The organism is Halorubrum sp. B52 (genome assembly GCF_059752555.1).
Genome location: NZ_MWTG01000018.1, coordinates 460,134 through 475,849 on the forward strand (window position 1 = coordinate 460,134; position 15,716 = coordinate 475,849).

Sequence of the window (15,716 nt, forward strand, 5' to 3'; positions counted from 1 at the left end):
ACCCAACGGCCACACCAAAATATGACCACTCAGTCGTCCGAAACACAGTCTACACGGATCCACGTCGAAAACATCGGTGGCATTGACGTGTCGACCGTCTCGCTCGAACCAGGCGTGAATGTTCTCGTTGGTCGTAACGTAACCAACCGAACCTCGTTTCTGCGAGCGATCACGGCCGTTTTCGGTAGCGAGCATGTCCCGTTAAAGGCGAATGCTGACCACGGGCGTGTCGAACTCGAACTCGATGGGGAGACACACGTTCGGACACTTCGGCGGCGGAACGGCGACGTGGTTACTGACGGCACCCCATACAGCGACGCCCCCGAATCTGCATCTCTCTTCGCGTTTATACTCCAGTCGAACGAAGCGCGTCGAGCAGTCACTCCCGGCGCAGATCTCAGAGACCTGATCATGCGCCCAGTTAATACGGAAGCAATCCGATCGGAGATCGCATCGCTGGAGGCTGAAAAAAGCGAGATCATCGATGAACTCGAGAGACTAGATGCGCTCGCGTCCGACCTCTCCGATCTCGAAGCAGAACGGCAGACACTTCAGAATCGAATCGCAGAAAAAAAGGAGTCGCTTGAACGGGTCGAGCGTGAGATCGAGGCAATCGACGTTGAGGCCGAGACCGAAGACGCCCGCAATCGGTTGGAGGAATGTCTCGCCGAACTACACGACCAGCACGCGTCGCTCGAGGAAGTACGCTACCAGATGGGAGATGCACGGCAACACATCGGCGCCCTCCGAAAAGAGCACGAGGAATGTGAATCACGGTTAGAAGAGCTCGTGCCCGCCGATGCCGACAGCCTCGAGGACGCGATCGAGAACTGTCGCGACCGAACGACGTCAATCGAAACGGTGGTGAACGAACTCGAGACGGCTATCTCGTTATCCGAATCCGTCGTAGAGGGAGATGCTGCTGACGTCGTCGAGGTGGTACGAAAACCACCAGATGATACAGATGACCAAGATACGGATGATACCGTCTGTTGGGCCTGCGGAAACGAAGCGCCCCGTGCCGATGTTGAACAGTCACTCGATGGCCTCCGCACACTCCACCGAGAGAAACTGTCCGAGCAGGGTGACAGTATGATCGAACTCTCCAACCTCAAGGAGCACCGAGCGGAACGGGACGTTCTCCGGGATCGAATTGAAGCCATCGAGGAGGAACGCGTGGAACGAGAAGAGGAGCTCACCGATCTCCGAGAGTGGCGCCGTGCGCTGAACGGTGAAGTGGCGAATCTCCGGAGCGAAATTGATGATCTCCCGGTCCGGAACCTGGGGGATCTCGTCGATCGACACAAGGAAGCGGACGAACTCGAGTTCGAGATCGAGCGGCTTCAGGACGACCTCACCGACGTGTCGGAACGGATCGCTGACATCGAAAAGCAACTCGAGGAGCGCGACGCGGTCGAGGCTCGCCGCAACATGGTTCGTGAGAATCTCACCGAAGTCCGCAACCGTATCGATCGCGTTGAAACGGAGGCAGTCGATCAGTTCAACACACACGTGGCTGCCGTACTTGAACGACTCGAATACGATACTCTCGAGCGCGTATGGTTGGAACGATCTCCGTCCGACGACGATACGTCAACATTCACACTCAAGATCCTTCGGTCGACCGGAGATGTAATGACTCATCACGACAGGATTGAACACCTTTCTGAGTCCGAACGCGAGGTAATCGGAGTGATCTTCGCTCTCACCGGCTACATCGTCCACGATGTCTGTGAAACGGCGCCGTTCGTACTGCTCGACTCGATCGAAGCGATCGACTCCGACCGAATCGCCTCGTTAGTTGAGTACCTCGCGGAGTACTCCAGATATCTCGTAGTCGCGCTGCAAAACGACGATGTAGACGCCCTCGATACCGATTATCACTGCGTAACCGATATATAAGTCTACTTACAGAAGACGGGGCCAGATTGTGGAGTGTCCTAACCACTCCCTCGACGGCTACGGGGGAGATTTCTCGACGAAATAAGAACCGCTCGATTTCGGCAGCAAAACTCGGATGGCTACGAACGAGCAGAAATTCTCTTTGTGATGGCGATCTGCGCGTTGTGGACCATACAAAGATACATTGGGGCGGCCGTCAAGGCAGCGGGTATGGATCGGGAAAATACGGTTCGTGAGAGCCTCGAGGCCGGACGCCCCGTCTACGGCGCCGCGACCGGGACATGCTCTCCGACAATGGTCGAAGTGTACGGCGAACTCGGCATGGATTACGTGTGGGTCGATCTCGAGCACGCGGGACCGAGTCCGTACAACAGCCGCATTTTCGAGGAACTAACCCGTGCCGCCGAGGTTGCCGATACGGAACTACTCGTGCGGCTTCCGTCGCCCGATCCCCATCTCATTCGGAAGGTCCTCGATGCCGGTGTCCGAACGTTGCTAATCCCGCGAATCGAGACTGCAACCGAAGTATGCGAAGCGGTCAAAGCGACTCGTTTTCGCTACGAGGAGAGCCCGGGTGAACGGGGGATCGGGAAGGGACGCGTAAGTACTTGGGGGGCAGATTTCTCTGACCATGCTCAGCGCGAGGACGACGCTGTACTGCTCGGCGTGATGATCGAGAATCGGACCGCGATCAAGAACCTCGAGGAGATTCTCGAAGTTCCGGAGCTTGGATACATCTTCATCGGGCCATCAGACCTGTCAGTCTCGTTCGGTAAACCGCTAGAGAAGGAGGATTCGAAAGTTCGGAACGGCATCAAGCAGATCGAAACTGTGACTGCCGACACCGATGTCGCGCTTGGCGGGATCGCGAATGATCCCGAAACCGCCCGGGAGATGATAGATCGGGGCTATCGGTTGCTCCGAATCGGCGACGAAATCGGAGCCGCCCGGAACGTTCTCGGGGAGCGCTTGGATGAGCTCTCTTGAGTAAGACGATCGGTATCTGAAAGCCGTCACGGCTCGTCCTCGCCATAGTTTAAGTACTCTGTCGATCATACCGGTCTATGCGCGTTAACGAAGCGATCATTGAACTGTTAACCAACGAGGGGATCGACACGATCTTCGGCATCCCCGGGAAGCAAACGCTTCCACTGAACGAAAGTATCGGCACGCGTGAGGGTATCGATTTCGTCGTCGCCCGCCATGAGACGGCTGTGTCGCATCAGGCTTGGGGGTATGCCGAGACCAGCGGGCGGATGGCCGCAACCTGCGTCATCCCCGGGCCGGGCGACATGAACGCGATGAACGGGCTGAAAAACGCCCTGAACGACTCCACGCCACTGCTCCACATGGCAGTCGAGACAGAGCCCGAGCTTCGCGGGGGCGACGCGATCCACGAGACGCCGGTAGATACGTACGACAATGTGGTAAAAGAAAACATCCTTGTCGAATCTCCGACGTCGACGATCGCCGAGCTCGGACGTGCGATATCCATCGCGCGGACGCCGCCAAGGGGTCCGGTCCGCATCGGAATCCCCAAGAACTTCCTGAAGATGGAGGTAGAGCTCGCGGAGCCGGGAGAATTCTCCAAGGGATCGATCCGGGGCGTGCCGGAGGAGAAAATCGAAGCGGCCACCGAAAAGCTCGCAGACGCCAGTCGACCGGCGATTCTTGCCGGAGGAGGCGTTCGCGCGGCGGACGCGAGCGACGCGCTGATCAGGGTCGCCGAGAAACTCGACGCCCCCGTCGTCACCACTTACAAGGGAAAGGGGGTTATCCCCGAGGATCGCGAGCTCTCAGCCGGGGTGCTCTGCGGCGGCGCCTCGCCGGAGGTGACGAACACGCTTGGCGAGGCGGACACCGTCCTCGCTGTCGGTTCGGATCTTGATGCAGTCGCGACCCGCAGCTTCTCAGTCGACCTGCCGGGCTTGATCCACGTGGCACTTCACCCAAACGATATCGGCGTCGGATACGCTCCCGAGATCGGCATCGTTGCCGATGCGGCTGAGACGCTAGACGCGCTCAGTGATACTATTCCTCAAGCTACTCACGACCATCACGACTCCGATTGGGGGGCCGCCCGCGCTCGAGCGGTACGGGAGGCCGATCGCGAGCGTCTGGCCGACCTACTAGGAGACGAGCCGCCGCTCACCTCGCCGTGTGTCCTCTCTACCGTCCGTGAAGTGCTCCCCCGAGAGACCAACGTCGCCGTCGACGCTGGGGGTTTCCGCCTCTGGACACTGGTTAGTTTTGACGCGACGGGCCCCCGTTCGTACGTCAATCCCGGTTCGTGGGCGACGATGGGTACCGGACTCCCCGCGGCGATCGGCGCCGCGCTCGCGAACCCGGCAGAACCGACCGTCGCGCTCACGGGTGACGGCGGACTGATGATGTGCATTCACGAACTCCACACCGCCGTGGACGAGGGAATCCCGCTGACGATCATCGCGCTTAACAACTCCGACTACGCGATCATCTCGGAGGAGGCTGGCCGGAGTTACGCGCTCAGCGAAGGTGCCTACGGGTGGGACGAGACGCCAATCGACCTCGTGGGCGTCGCCGAAGGCATGGGGATGGATGCCACCCGGGCCGAGACGCCCGAGGCTATCCGTGAGGAGGTAGGGAGCGCGCTTGAAAGCGACGGCCCGACGTTGATCGAGGTGCCGACAGACCCACGGGAGCCGCAAGCGAGCGTTCACATGCGGGACTGAAGGTCCCGCGATCGAACCGTTCTGTACAGTAGTTCAGTGCGAGAGCCAGATCAGTGTATGCGGTTTTGCATCTCGTCAAGCGAGCCGCCGACGTACTGTTCGTAGTTGCTCACAAACATCTCAGCAGATCGTTTCGCGAATCGGGGGCTTCCACCGGCCATATGGGGTGTTATTACCACGTTCGACAGCTCCCAGAGCGGTGATGTTTCCGGGAGCGGCTCGGTTTCCGCAACGTCTAGGGCGGCACCACCCAGATAACCAGTTCGTAACTGTTCGACGAGTTCGTCCTGCTCGACGACGGCGCCTCTGGACACATTCACTAGGACCGCGTCCGATGACATCGAAGAAAGTTCCTCCGCCCCGATCAGACCATGGGTCTCGGGGGTTAACGGGCACGCGAGTACGACGTAGTCTGCCTCGCCGAGGACTTCGTGGAGATCTTCTGGACCGAACATTTCGTCGACTTCGGGATGGGCTTTCGAAGGGTGTTTCCGCAGACCAAGGACGGACATATCGTATGCCTCACCGAGCTCGGCGATGCGACCACCGATTGCTCCGACGCCGATAATCCCCAGGGTCTGGGTCCCGAGTTCTCCAGCGGGAAAGCGGTGCCACACCCGGCGTCGCTGCTGTCGTTGACTGCGGTGTAATCCCCGTTCGAAGAATGACATCAGCGCAAACACGTGTTCCGCTATCGGACGTGCGTGGACTCCTGACACCGTCGTGAGCACTGCTCCAATCTCCTCAACCTCATCGAGATCGTAGAAGTCGGCGCCCGAGCTAAGCGTGTGGACCCAGTCGAGAGTCTCGGCGTGTTCGACCAACGCGTCAGAGATCCCGTGTTCCACCACGATGTCGGCAGACGGAAGCTGTTCGATGAACTCCTGGTAATTCGCGGTCTGATACAGATCGATGTCGGGCAGACTGTCTCTGACGGCTGCCGTGAAATCGACCGGCGTGTCCTCCGTCTCTGGCGGAAATTCGTGAGATAGAACAACTCGAGGGGCTGGCGTCATGCGTGTCTGCATCCACCGAAATCACATTAAAATACCGTTCAGGCGATACAGACCGCCGGCTACCAGCGATTCGTTTCTGGCTACCTATTCCCGCCCAGGTTGGCACCTGCGAGAGATCCCGTCGCGTGAAAGAATGTTTTAGCGCCGTTGACGCACGCTTCCCACGGGGTGAACTCTTCCTCGGTGTGCGTGCGGCCGTCGTGGCTCGGAACAAAAATCATGCCGGTGTCGGTGAGGTCGTTGAGGTGCTTGGCATCGTGACCGGCCCCACTCGTGATCGTCATGTGTGACGTGTCCACCGATTGGCAGGCACGGTGAAGGACCTCACGAACGGTGGGAGAGAACTCCGTGGCGGGAATTTGCCAGATGGTATTCACTTCGGCCTCGGTTCCGTGGCGCCGCGTCGCAGCTGCTACTTCCGCCCGCACGCGCGCTATCGCCTCGTCGACGACATCTTCGTTCGGACTGCGAACGTCGACCGTAAACCGAGCTGTGGACGGAATAACGTTGATCGAATCCGGGGAAACCGCGAACTCACCGATGGTCGCGACGGCGTCCCGGCCCAGTGATTGCGGCGAGGCCAGAATTTCGTCGGCAGCGTCGACGGCAGTAGCGAGCGCATCGCTACGAGTTTGCATCGGTGTCGGTCCCGCGTGGTCGGCTATGCCCGTGATCTCGACCTCTAACCACGCCATGCTATATATGCCGTCGACGATTCCCACGTCGACGTTCTCGGCTTCCAGCTGCGGACCCTGTTCGACGTGGAGTTCGAGTGCCGCATGAAGTTCGTGGGGTTCGCAGGGGTGTTCGCCGTCGAAGCCGATATCTCGGAGCGCCTCGGCTACGGTTAGGCCGTCTCGGTCTCTGGTTTGTTTGACTTCGTCTACGTCTGAGACCCCCGTGAAGGCAGCGCTTCCCATCATCGCGGGCTGGAAGCGAGATCCTTCCTCATTCGTCCAATTCACGATTTCGATCGGACGTTCGGTCGCAATATCGTGATCGTCGAGGGTTCGGAGGGTTTCGAGCGCCGTAAGGACGCCAAGCTGACCGTCGAAACGGCCGCCCTTCGGCTGGGAGTCGAGGTGCGAACCGATGAGAACCGGAGGGAGGTCGGAGTTAGTACCGCTTCTTCGAGCAAAAATGTTGCCGAGTTCGTCGATACGGACGTCGAGACCCAGCGAGTCGAGATCCTCGACGAACCGTTCGCGAACGCGACGGTCTGCGTCCGTGAGTGTGAGTCGATTCAGTCCGTCATTTTCGGTTGCCCCTATCTCGCTGTACTCCTCAAACGTTCGTCGAAATCGGTTATTGTCAATCCAAGACATGGCACACAATCCCTGACGGTGCACAAAATAGTTTGCAGGAATGAAAACGCACGAGAAAGAACGGAGGCAGAATCGTCTTTGAGTGAACTGTGAAAGTTACCAAACGGCCTTTCGTTCTCCGTTATCGGTCAGAAAGATTGATAAACACGAGCTATGTGTCCTCATATCATGGGACGCATGAGATCCGTGACAGAGTCCGATATCGAAGAGTACGCCAACTCCATCGATCTCGAATTTGCTGGCGACGAAGCAGCGAGCGCCGCTGAACGGTTGAATACGCTGTCCGGTATCTACGAAGAACTGGAGGCCGCGCCGGTCGAATCGATCGAACCACGAGAGTCCGACGGTGACCACTTCGAGTCGCAACCGTATCGCCCTGACGAGGACGAGGACCCCCACAACGCCTGGCTCGCGAAGTTCGATCTCACTCGTCCAAACGAGACCGGGAGACTGAGCGATCTCACCGTCGCCATCAAGGATAACACGTGCGTTCGAGGCGTCGAAATCACGTGCGGTTCACGGGCATTCGAGGGAGTCGTTCCGGGGGAACACGCCGACGTAGTCGATCGCTTCCTCAACGCGGGAGCGACGATTGTCGGCAAGACAAACATGGACGAACTGGCGTTCGGGCCGACGTCTGAAACGAGCGCCTTCGGTCCGACAAAGAACCCGGTCGACACCGACCACGTGGCGGGCGGATCTTCGGCCGGGAGTGCGAGTGCTGTCGCTTCGGGTGATGTCGACCTCGCACTTGGGACCGATACGGGTGGCAGTGTCCGCATTCCAGCCAGTTACTGCGGTATCGTCGGCATCAAGCCCACGTACGGTCGAGTACCACTACAAGGAATCGCAGAGCTCGCGTATTCGATGGATCACGTTGGTTCGCTCGCGAGTGATGTCGAAACAGCAGCGCGCGGCCTCGAGGTCATGGCAGACGCTGCACCGGGCGGAGACGATCCAGACTACGTCGACGATCTTGGACTCGATCCGGCTGAACTGACCGTCGGTGTTTGTGATGCCTTCTTCGAGAAGCACACCTCCGAAGAAGTCGAACGATCCGTCCGTACGGCGATCGGTGAACTCGAGGATCTCGGTGCGACAGTTCGTGATGTCAAGATCCCGGCCATGGAGTATTCCCGCCAAGCGTGGTGGGGGATCGCGCCCGCGGAGTTTGCAGCGGCGTACGAATCAGACAATATTGGATTGTGGAGACACGGACGACCGGAACCGACTTTCCCCGCCGCATCGGCCCGAGTCCGTCAGGCATCGAGCCGAGCCCTCGGGACAAATATCAAGGAGATGCTCGCGCTCGGAATCCATCTCCTCGAGACGCACAACGGCTTTCATTACGTTCGGGGGAGACGCCTGCGATCGCTCTTGCGGAACCAGTTCGACAGCGTCTTCGAAGACATCGATGTCCTCGCAGCACCGACCACACCAACGACGGCGCTGGAACTCGATGGGTTCGAACGTGGTGTTACGCCCCCGGTGAATTGGACGACACATCCCGCGAATCTGACGGGGCATCCAGGAATCACGATTCCGTTCGAGAATCCGAATGGGGATCTCCCGGTCGGGTTCCAGCTGATGGGAGCCTGGCACGACGAGGAGACGATTATCGATGCGGCCTACGTCTTCGAACAGGAGCGGTAGATTCGTCCTCACGATTCGAGGCGGGAATCGAACGATTCCACGACCCACACCGCCATCTCTACGGGTACGCGATGTCGGCCGAGCCGGTGGAACTCGTCACGCTCCGTGCAGCTGGGACAGTCGAAACGCCGCCGGTCGAGGACGCGGTGACCACGACGGGCGGCGAACGGGTCCGCCGCGAACGTGAGGTGTACTTCGCGAATCGCGGATTCGTCGCGACGCCCATAGTCGACCGACAGGCGCTTGCCGTCGGTGAGACTGTCGATGGTCCCGCAACCTTCGAAGAATCGGGCTGTACGAGCCTTCTCCCGCCGCAGACCACGGCAGAAATCCCAGAGGATGGGAACCTTCGCGTCGACCTCTAGTACGGTGGAAACCCGGGACGAGCAATATCCGGATTCGTGCGCACATCGAGGACGAGAGGAACGTCGGGCTTGTCCGTGAGAAACTCGTCGAGGACGTCTAGATCGTCAGTCGACCGTATCGTCGCGGCGCGTGCGCCTAGACCGTGAGCGACCTGTTCGAACTCTGGGCTCTCGTAGTCAACAGCGGTCGACCGGTCGAATTCGAGGTTCTGGCGGTGGCGGATGATTCCGTAGCTCTCGTCGTTCAGGACGACGAAGACAATCGGAAGATCGAGACGGACTGCAGTCTCGACGTCCTGGACGACCTGCATGAACGCGCCGTCGCCCATGTAGCAGACGACGTCTCGGTCGCGGTTGGCATACTGCGCACCGAGCGCGGCGGGGAGTGCGTACCCCATCGTTCCGAAATTACCGTTTACGAGCATCTGGCCGCCGGCGTCGAGTTCGTGGAAGACTGCAGGGAAGCCCGTGTTGTTCCCGGAATCAACGGCGACAACGGCATCGCCGGCGGTGCGGTCGGAGACGGCGAGCGTGAGCGCGCGCGGATCCACGTACGGTCCGTCCGACCGCTCGTCGAACGGGATGACGTGACCCGCTTCTGCGATGGTCTCCCTGACCCTGTCGGCGCGTTCGGGGTTCGTCCCGACGCGGTCTCCGAGTGCGGCGACGGTCGCGTGGGCGTCTCCGAGTACGCCGACTTCGGGGTCGCGGTATCGGCCGAGCGCGTCGGCTGAGAGGTCGACCTGAACGATATCGGCGTCCTCGTAGAGCGCGCCGTAGCGAGTTGACTTTCCCGAGAGTTGTGCGCCGACGGTGAGCACTGCGTCTGCGTCCCAAAGTAACGCGTCGTTCGCGGGTGTCATAAACGTGCCCGCGATCCCCGAGTGGAGCGGATGGTCGTGATCGAAGAGCCCCTTCGCAAAGTACGTCGTCGCGATGGGTGCGCCGAGTCGTTTTGCGAGTGCGGTAATGGACTCGGCGGCGTCGGACGCACGAGCGCCGCCACCGGCGAGGATGACGGGATGGTCGGCGTCGTTGAGGACGGCGGCCGCTGCGTCGACCGTCTCGGGGTCAGCGTAGACGCGCTGGGCCGTAGACGATCGCGGTTCGTAAGAGTCCTCGGGGACGGGATCTTCTTGGATATCTCCGGGAATCTCGACGATTGCGGGACCGCGTTCGGTACGCGCTTTCGAGAACGCACGACGGAGCGTTTCACCGATCGTGTCCGACGTCTCCACCCGTGTCTGATAGACGGAGATCGGGTCAGTAAACGCGGCGTGGTCGAGGTACTGGAGGGAGGTTTCCCGGCCCCTGAATCCGGTGTCCCCGATGAGAACGACGAGCGGGACGTTGTCGCGGTCCGCGGCGGCGATACCGGTTGCACCGTTCGTTACGCCCGGGCCGTGGGTAAGTGTACAGACGCCGACTTCACCAGTGGTACGAGCGTAGCCGTCCGCCATCGAGACGGCGACCTGTTCGTGACGTGCGTACCGGAACGCGATGTTGTGGTCGTTCGTCGCGTCGAGGAGGTGCGCGTTCCCTTCCCCGATGAGACCGAAGAGCGTCGTGACGCCTTCGGCGGCCAGTGCATCGAGTATGTAAGTGCTTCCCGTTGTCTCAATCATTAGTATTGTTAGTTCCGGAATGGGGACCGTTTCGCTGAAAGGACCGACAAAGTGCGACGACATAAGCGTTGTTCAACCCTAACATTAAGTACCGCTTCGTGAAAAGTCGCGGTATGGGAATGATCACACAGCATCAGACCTGTCCTCAGTATCCGATGGGCGACGCTTCGACGTCTCGGTCCATCAACTCGATCACACTCGCAGGCAATTCACGAGCGATCCCCGGCTACCATCTCGCCCATGACCTGGAGTGAGGACGCCGCGGAGGCATTGGCGGACGCTGGCGTCGACTTGGTCGCGTACCTCCCCGACTCGAAGATGGACGCCTTGATCGGTGAAGTTGTCAAGGACGATCGGTTCGAGACAGTGCTGGTCAGCCGTGAAGAGGAGGCTGTCGGCGTACTCGTGGGTGCGTGGGTCGGCGGCGACCGTGGTGCACTGCTCTGTCAATCGAGTGGTCTCGCGAATACGTTCAACGCCATCGGCTCGCTCAGCGTCCCGGCACGCGTCCCCTTCCTTGGAGTAGTGACACGGCGCGGCAATCTGGGCGAGTTCAACATCGCGCAGGTGCCCGCAGGGTACAATATGGACAAACTCCTCGACAATGTCGGAGTCCGCAACTCCGTCGTCACTGACGAGGATGATCTCCGTGAAACGGTGGCACTCGCGGGCGAGACCGCATTCTCCACGCAGTCGCCCTACGTCGTCCTGCTAGAACAGACTGTCACCGGACGGAAATCTGAGGCCGCAAAATGACGGATGCACACGCGGACCAGTACGCCTGTACGGAGACTGTCCTCGACGTCACCCCGGACGCGGCCGTGGTTTCGAATCTCGGTGTCGCGTCCTACGTCCTCGCGAGCGTCTCGGACCCCGATCGGGCTCGGAACTTCTACCAGTGGGGAAGCATGGGCGTGACCACGGCGGTCGGACTCGGCTTGGCCCTCAGCACGGACGAACCTGTCACCGTCCTTGACGGCGACGGGTCGCTGTTGATGTCGCTCGGTGTGCTCTCGACCGTCGCGCGCTCCGACCCGGACAACCTGACGATCGTCGTTTGGGCGAACGATATTTACGGAACGACGGGCGGTCAGTCGCTCCAGGCCGACCATACTGATTTCGCCGGGATCGCCGAGAGCAGTGGTCTCGACGCGGTCTCCGTGCGCGAGACCGAAGCCTTCGCGGCCGCCTACCGGGACGCCATCGAGTCCACAGGTGTCACCGTCATCGTCTGCCACGTCGACTCCGTCGATCCCGACGCGCGGCCGTCGTTTGACTTCCCGTATATCGCACGGCGTGCCCGCAATTCGCTCACGACCGATACAACGTAGCGGAGTCGCTGCAAAATATTCATTCCGCCCTGCGATTGTAGATGGCTCTTTGTCCGAGGGTATCGACGGCATCGGCTAGGATAAATAGGTAGAGTTTGCCTGCGATTCACGCGACGCTCTGTTCGTTGAGCGAGGAACCGCGTTCGAATCGATCGGCGGCGAGCACAGAGACGTCGACGATGTCTGTGTCACCACCGAAAATCAAGTCGGAGACAATCTGTGCGGTCGCCGGGGCGTGCTGGAATCCGTGACCAGAGAATCCGGCGGCAGTCACGAGGCCCGGCAGCGTCTCCTCGATTATCGGGTGGTTGTCGGGCGTTACTGCGTACAATCCGGCCCAGCCGCGTTTGATCCGCGTCTCCGGGCCGAAGTATGCCGCACAGTCGGCGGCGCGTTCGACTGCCTCAGCGGCCCATGCTATTTCCATATCTTGTTCATACCCGTCCGGATCAACAATTTGGTCGTCCTCGGCGAAGTGTCCACCGACGAGCGCGGCGCCATCACGCTCTGGCCGGAAGTACGACCCCGTCTCCATGTCGATCGTTAGCGGTACCGACTCGGGAACCCGTTTCGAGGGCTGGACTACGGCGATTTGTCGTCTGCGCGGCGAAATCGGTAGCGTCGCGCCGGCCATCTCCGCAACACTGGTCGCCCATGCTCCAGTTGCGTTGACAACATAATCGACATCGATTCGCTCCGTAGTCCCGTTGTTGACAACATCGACGCCGACGATGCGACCGCTGGACCGATGGACGGCAGTGACCGGTGTCTTGGGCCGGATCTCGACCCCGAGACCGCGGGCGGCCTCGGCGTATCCCTGTACCGCGAGATTCGGGTCGGCGAATCCGTCCGTCGGATTGTACGTCGCGGCGCGGTAGTTTTCGGTATTGAGTTCCGGACAGTGTTTGGTCGCTGCCGATGGCTCTAGGAATTCAGTTTGGGCACCGAGATCGCGTTGCATCCTGACGTCCTCGCGAAACCGTTCGGCGGCCGACTCGCTGCGCGCGAGAAACAGGTACCCGCTTGTTCGGAATCCAATATCGACGCCGAACTGATCCTCGAAGGCATTCCAGACTGCTTTACTTGCCAGCGAGAGCTTGACGTTAACCCGAGTAGAGAATTGTGACCGGATGCCGCCGGCCGATCGAGCAGTACTTCCCCCGCCTAGCGACCCCTGCTCACAGAGCGTTACATCTGCGCCTCGTTTCGCCAACGCGTGTGCCGCCGCAAGACCGACGATGCCGCCGCCGCAGACGAGAACTTCCATGCAGATACAGTCGCAGCTATGATATAAAGCACCAATGATATTAAATTGACATGGTTGTCATCAGTGCGGGCACACTATGTCACACCTGTTCCGACCGATCAAGGCCGAAGCGCTCGGATCGACCGTACCGTGGAGCCATCAACGTCTAAGTCGTCAGCGGGCGTCGGGGTCGATATGGTTCGCGTGCTTTCAGAAACTGTCGTCGAACGACACCTGAACTTGGGATCCCTCGTCGACGTGGTGGGAGATGCGCTTATAAAACAGGCCGCGGGTGAGGTCGAGCGTCCAGACCGCCCCCACTTCCCGGTCGGAAAAGGGCTCGACGGGCCTGACGCGACCGGCACTGCAATTGCGATGCCCGCGTACATCCACGGGGCGGAGCGGTACGCGACGAAGCTTGTCGGTGTTCACGAGGGAAACGCCGATCGAGGACTCCCGACGATCAACGCACAGATCGCGCTCACCGACGCCGGTACCGGTCTGCCGGAGGCGCTCGTCGCCGGGACGACGATCACCAATGCCCGAACGGGTTGTATCGGCGCGCTCGCCGTCCGAGAGCTGGTCCCAGATCCCCTCACGCTGGGAGTGATCGGAGCGGGTGCACAGGCCCGCTGGCAGACCCGCGCGATCGCGACAGTCGCCGATCTTGAGGACGTGCGCGTGTACTCCCCGAGCGAGTCACGATACACGTGCGCAGCGGACCTCTCCGACGAAGGGATTCCCGCGCGTGCCGTGGAGAAGCCGGCAACGGCAGTGACAGGCACCGATGCGGTGGTCACGGCGACGACCGCGGCTGAACCGGTGTTCCCGGCGAGTGAATTGGGTGATGAAACCCTCGTCGTCGCCATCGGTGCGTTCACCGAGCAGATGCGTGAACTCGAATCGGCGGTGATCGAAGAGGCGGAAACGGTGTTTGCCGACGTGCCGTCAGAGGTGATCGAGACCGGCGACTTCCGCGCGACCACTCTCACCGAGTCGGACCTCGTTGAATTCGGTACGATCCTCGGTGACAGCACCTGGGAGTCCGCGGCTGGAACTCGTACGGTAGTCGCCTCGGTCGGTTCGGCAACGCTGGATGCGGCCGCGACCGATGCCATCTACCGTCGTGTCGTCGAGGCGGACGACGGTACCGAGGTCGATCTCCGCTCGGCCGACTAACGCGTGTCTCCTCGAACCCTCTCGGTCCCGCAAGCAGCTGTAATGAGGGTGTCAAACACGTGGTCTGGTACCTGAAATCGGACAGTCGATCCCACCTTTCTCAGTACAGTTCTCCGCCAAGTGGCACGGATTTGTCCGGCGTCACAAGCACCGGGTTCCCGTCGTCACCCGGGACTCCGAGCGTCAACGCGTCCGACTCGAATCCGGCAATACGGATTGACCCGAGGTCCGTCACGCAGAGAACCTGCCCACCGACGAGATCCCCCGCATCGTGATGGAAACCCAGTTGCGCCGCTGACTGGCGTGACTCATCGCCCAAGTCGAGCCACAGCTTGACCATCTTCGGTTTGTTCGTCTCGGGGAACGGTTCTGCGTCCGTGACCTCTGCCACTTGAATCGTCACTCCGAAGGGAGATTCCGCCATACCGCGAAGCTAACATTGGACGGGAAATTAGGTGTGCCGGTTGCCACAGCCGAAACACATGATGGGCTGGATAACAAAAAGAGGGTTCAATGAACCTCCAGATTGATCACGTGACGGTCGCCGGGCGAGATCTTGATCGGCTCGGTGACGCGTTTGACGGAGCCGAACTTGACACGGAGTATGGGGGTCGCCACTCGAACGGGGTCACTCACATGTCCGTCGTTGGCTTCCGTGACGGGAGCTACATTGAGCTCATTTCGTCGGTCGATCCCGACGAGGAATCGCCGTGGTGGAACGGTCCGATCCACGGAGACGGTGGTCCGTGTGCGTGGGCCATTCGAGTCGATGATATCGAGACGGTGAGTGCCGATCTCGCCGATCGGGGGATCGCCGTCGACGGTCCGGAACAGTACGAACGGGTTCGTGAAGACGGAACGCGTGTCGAGTGGGATCTCACGATCCTTGGGGAGGGCGAACTGGGGTCGACGCTCCCGTTTCTCATCAGTGATCGGACACCGCGCGAGCGTCGTGTACAGCCAACCGGACGGCTGGCAGATTCGCCGATCCGTGGTGTTGACACGGTAATACTCGGCGTTCCTGATATCGAGGCTGCAATCGAAGAGTTCGAGATGGCCTTCGACATGAATGACCCGCACCGGGGCGATGATCAGACGCTTTCAGCAACGGTGGCGTCGTACCCAAACCAGCCGGTCGCGCTTGCGGAGCCGCACGAGGAGGGGTGGCTCGCTAACCGCCTCGCCAACTTCGGGCCGCGTCCAATTGCGTACCTACTTGCCTCCGACAATGATAGCCCTCCTGAGTTCGTCGACAGCTCCGATGACTCGTTTATGGAGCGCTCGGTGGAATGGCTGCCGGTAACAGAACCGGTCGGCCGTCGGTACATCGGCGTCGTTCCATCGGCCGAGTGACCGAAAGGGT

Annotated in this window: 14 protein-coding genes; 9 read left to right on the plus strand and 5 right to left on the minus strand. The window is 60.4% G+C overall.

Going from position 1 to position 15,716, the window contains the following annotated elements:
* Window positions 1-21: 21 nt before the first annotated feature.
* The 3 genes from B4V04_RS19280 (at window position 22) to B4V04_RS19290 (ending at window position 4,613) form a co-directional block, all read left to right on the plus strand.
* Window positions 22-1,902: an archaea-specific SMC-related protein gene (locus B4V04_RS19280; RefSeq protein ID WP_498233266.1), complete on the plus strand. Its 1,881-nt coding sequence runs from the start codon at window positions 22-24 to the stop codon at window positions 1,900-1,902.
* 210 nt (window positions 1,903-2,112) lie between these two features.
* The gene (locus tag B4V04_RS19285) at window positions 2,113-2,889 is read left to right on the plus strand and encodes an HpcH/HpaI aldolase family protein (protein WP_498233267.1); all 777 of its coding nucleotides are present in this window, start codon (window positions 2,113-2,115) and stop codon (window positions 2,887-2,889) included.
* 77 nt (window positions 2,890-2,966) lie between these two features.
* Window positions 2,967-4,613 (plus strand): thiamine pyrophosphate-binding protein, encoded by a 1,647-nt coding sequence (locus tag B4V04_RS19290; RefSeq protein ID WP_498233269.1) that lies wholly within the window; start codon window positions 2,967-2,969, stop codon window positions 4,611-4,613.
* A 50-nt stretch (window positions 4,614-4,663) separates the two neighbouring features.
* On the opposite strand, the gene B4V04_RS19295 is transcribed toward B4V04_RS19290, so the two are convergent.
* Entirely contained in the window at window positions 4,664-5,629 is a 966-nt protein-coding gene (locus B4V04_RS19295) for a D-2-hydroxyacid dehydrogenase (protein WP_498233271.1), read from the minus strand.
* 80 nt (window positions 5,630-5,709) lie between these two features.
* Complete coding sequence (locus B4V04_RS19300) at window positions 5,710-6,954, minus strand: Zn-dependent hydrolase (RefSeq protein ID WP_498233273.1); 1,245 nt, start codon at window positions 6,952-6,954, stop codon at window positions 5,710-5,712.
* Window positions 6,955-7,122: 168 nt separating this feature from the next.
* Between B4V04_RS19300 and B4V04_RS19305 the strand changes: the two genes are divergently transcribed.
* On the plus strand, window positions 7,123-8,607 hold the full coding sequence (locus B4V04_RS19305; RefSeq protein WP_498233274.1) for an amidase: 1,485 nt from the start codon (window positions 7,123-7,125) through the stop codon (window positions 8,605-8,607).
* Window positions 8,608-8,693: 86 nt separating this feature from the next.
* Entirely contained in the window at window positions 8,694-8,972 is a 279-nt protein-coding gene (locus B4V04_RS19310; protein ID WP_498233276.1) for a hypothetical protein, read from the plus strand.
* Here the strand turns inward: B4V04_RS19310 and B4V04_RS19315 are convergent.
* Window positions 8,969-10,597: a thiamine pyrophosphate-binding protein gene (locus B4V04_RS19315; protein ID WP_498233278.1), complete on the minus strand. Its 1,629-nt coding sequence runs from the start codon at window positions 10,595-10,597 to the stop codon at window positions 8,969-8,971. The two genes, B4V04_RS19310 and B4V04_RS19315, sit on opposite strands and share 4 nt — an antisense overlap.
* Window positions 10,598-10,837: 240 nt before the next feature.
* On the opposite strand from B4V04_RS19315, the gene B4V04_RS19320 reads away from it, so the two are divergent.
* Window positions 10,838-11,353 carry a hypothetical protein gene (locus B4V04_RS19320; protein ID WP_498233280.1) on the plus strand — a complete coding sequence of 172 codons (516 nt, stop codon included), beginning with the start codon at window positions 10,838-10,840 and terminating at the stop codon, window positions 11,351-11,353.
* The gene (locus tag B4V04_RS19325; RefSeq protein WP_498233281.1) at window positions 11,350-11,928 is read left to right on the plus strand and encodes a thiamine pyrophosphate-dependent enzyme; all 579 of its coding nucleotides are present in this window, start codon (window positions 11,350-11,352) and stop codon (window positions 11,926-11,928) included. Before B4V04_RS19320 ends, B4V04_RS19325 begins: the two co-directional genes overlap by 4 nt.
* A 106-nt stretch (window positions 11,929-12,034) precedes the next feature.
* Here the strand turns inward: B4V04_RS19325 and B4V04_RS19330 are convergent, their stop codons facing one another.
* Complete coding sequence (locus B4V04_RS19330) at window positions 12,035-13,195, minus strand: NAD(P)/FAD-dependent oxidoreductase (protein ID WP_498233282.1); 1,161 nt, start codon at window positions 13,193-13,195, stop codon at window positions 12,035-12,037.
* Between the two features lie 174 nt (window positions 13,196-13,369).
* On the opposite strand from B4V04_RS19330, the gene B4V04_RS19335 reads away from it, so the two are divergent.
* Entirely contained in the window at window positions 13,370-14,353 is a 984-nt protein-coding gene (locus B4V04_RS19335) for an ornithine cyclodeaminase family protein (RefSeq protein ID WP_498233283.1), read from the plus strand.
* 100 nt (window positions 14,354-14,453) lie between these two features.
* Here B4V04_RS19335 and B4V04_RS19340 read toward each other — a convergent pair whose 3' ends face one another.
* Window positions 14,454-14,777 carry a tRNA-binding protein gene (locus B4V04_RS19340; RefSeq protein ID WP_498233285.1) on the minus strand — a complete coding sequence of 108 codons (324 nt, stop codon included), beginning with the start codon at window positions 14,775-14,777 and terminating at the stop codon, window positions 14,454-14,456.
* A gap of 110 nt (window positions 14,778-14,887) precedes the next feature.
* On the opposite strand from B4V04_RS19340, the gene B4V04_RS19345 reads away from it, so the two are divergent.
* Entirely contained in the window at window positions 14,888-15,706 is an 819-nt protein-coding gene (locus B4V04_RS19345) for a VOC family protein (protein WP_498233286.1), read from the plus strand.
* Window positions 15,707-15,716 lie beyond the last annotated feature (10 nt).

Coding starts and splice junctions, on each gene's coding strand:
- B4V04_RS19305 (WP_498233274.1), top strand. CDS start 7,123: ATGGGACGCATGAGATCCGTGACAGAGTCCGATATCGAAGAGTACGCC.
- B4V04_RS19325 (WP_498233281.1), top strand. CDS start 11,350: ATGACGGATGCACACGCGGACCAGTACGCCTGTACGGAGACTGTCCTC.
- B4V04_RS19280 (WP_498233266.1), top strand. CDS start 22: ATGACCACTCAGTCGTCCGAAACACAGTCTACACGGATCCACGTCGAA.
- B4V04_RS19300 (WP_498233273.1), bottom strand. CDS start 6,954: ATGTCTTGGATTGACAATAACCGATTTCGACGAACGTTTGAGGAGTAC.
- B4V04_RS19290 (WP_498233269.1), top strand. CDS start 2,967: ATGCGCGTTAACGAAGCGATCATTGAACTGTTAACCAACGAGGGGATC.
- B4V04_RS19330 (WP_498233282.1), bottom strand. CDS start 13,195: ATGGAAGTTCTCGTCTGCGGCGGCGGCATCGTCGGTCTTGCGGCGGCA.
- B4V04_RS19295 (WP_498233271.1), bottom strand. CDS start 5,629: ATGACGCCAGCCCCTCGAGTTGTTCTATCTCACGAATTTCCGCCAGAG.
- B4V04_RS19335 (WP_498233283.1), top strand. CDS start 13,370: ATGGTTCGCGTGCTTTCAGAAACTGTCGTCGAACGACACCTGAACTTG.
- B4V04_RS19340 (WP_498233285.1), bottom strand. CDS start 14,777: ATGGCGGAATCTCCCTTCGGAGTGACGATTCAAGTGGCAGAGGTCACG.
- B4V04_RS19315 (WP_498233278.1), bottom strand. CDS start 10,597: ATGATTGAGACAACGGGAAGCACTTACATACTCGATGCACTGGCCGCC.
- B4V04_RS19285 (WP_498233267.1), top strand. CDS start 2,113: ATGGATCGGGAAAATACGGTTCGTGAGAGCCTCGAGGCCGGACGCCCC.
- B4V04_RS19320 (WP_498233280.1), top strand. CDS start 10,838: ATGACCTGGAGTGAGGACGCCGCGGAGGCATTGGCGGACGCTGGCGTC.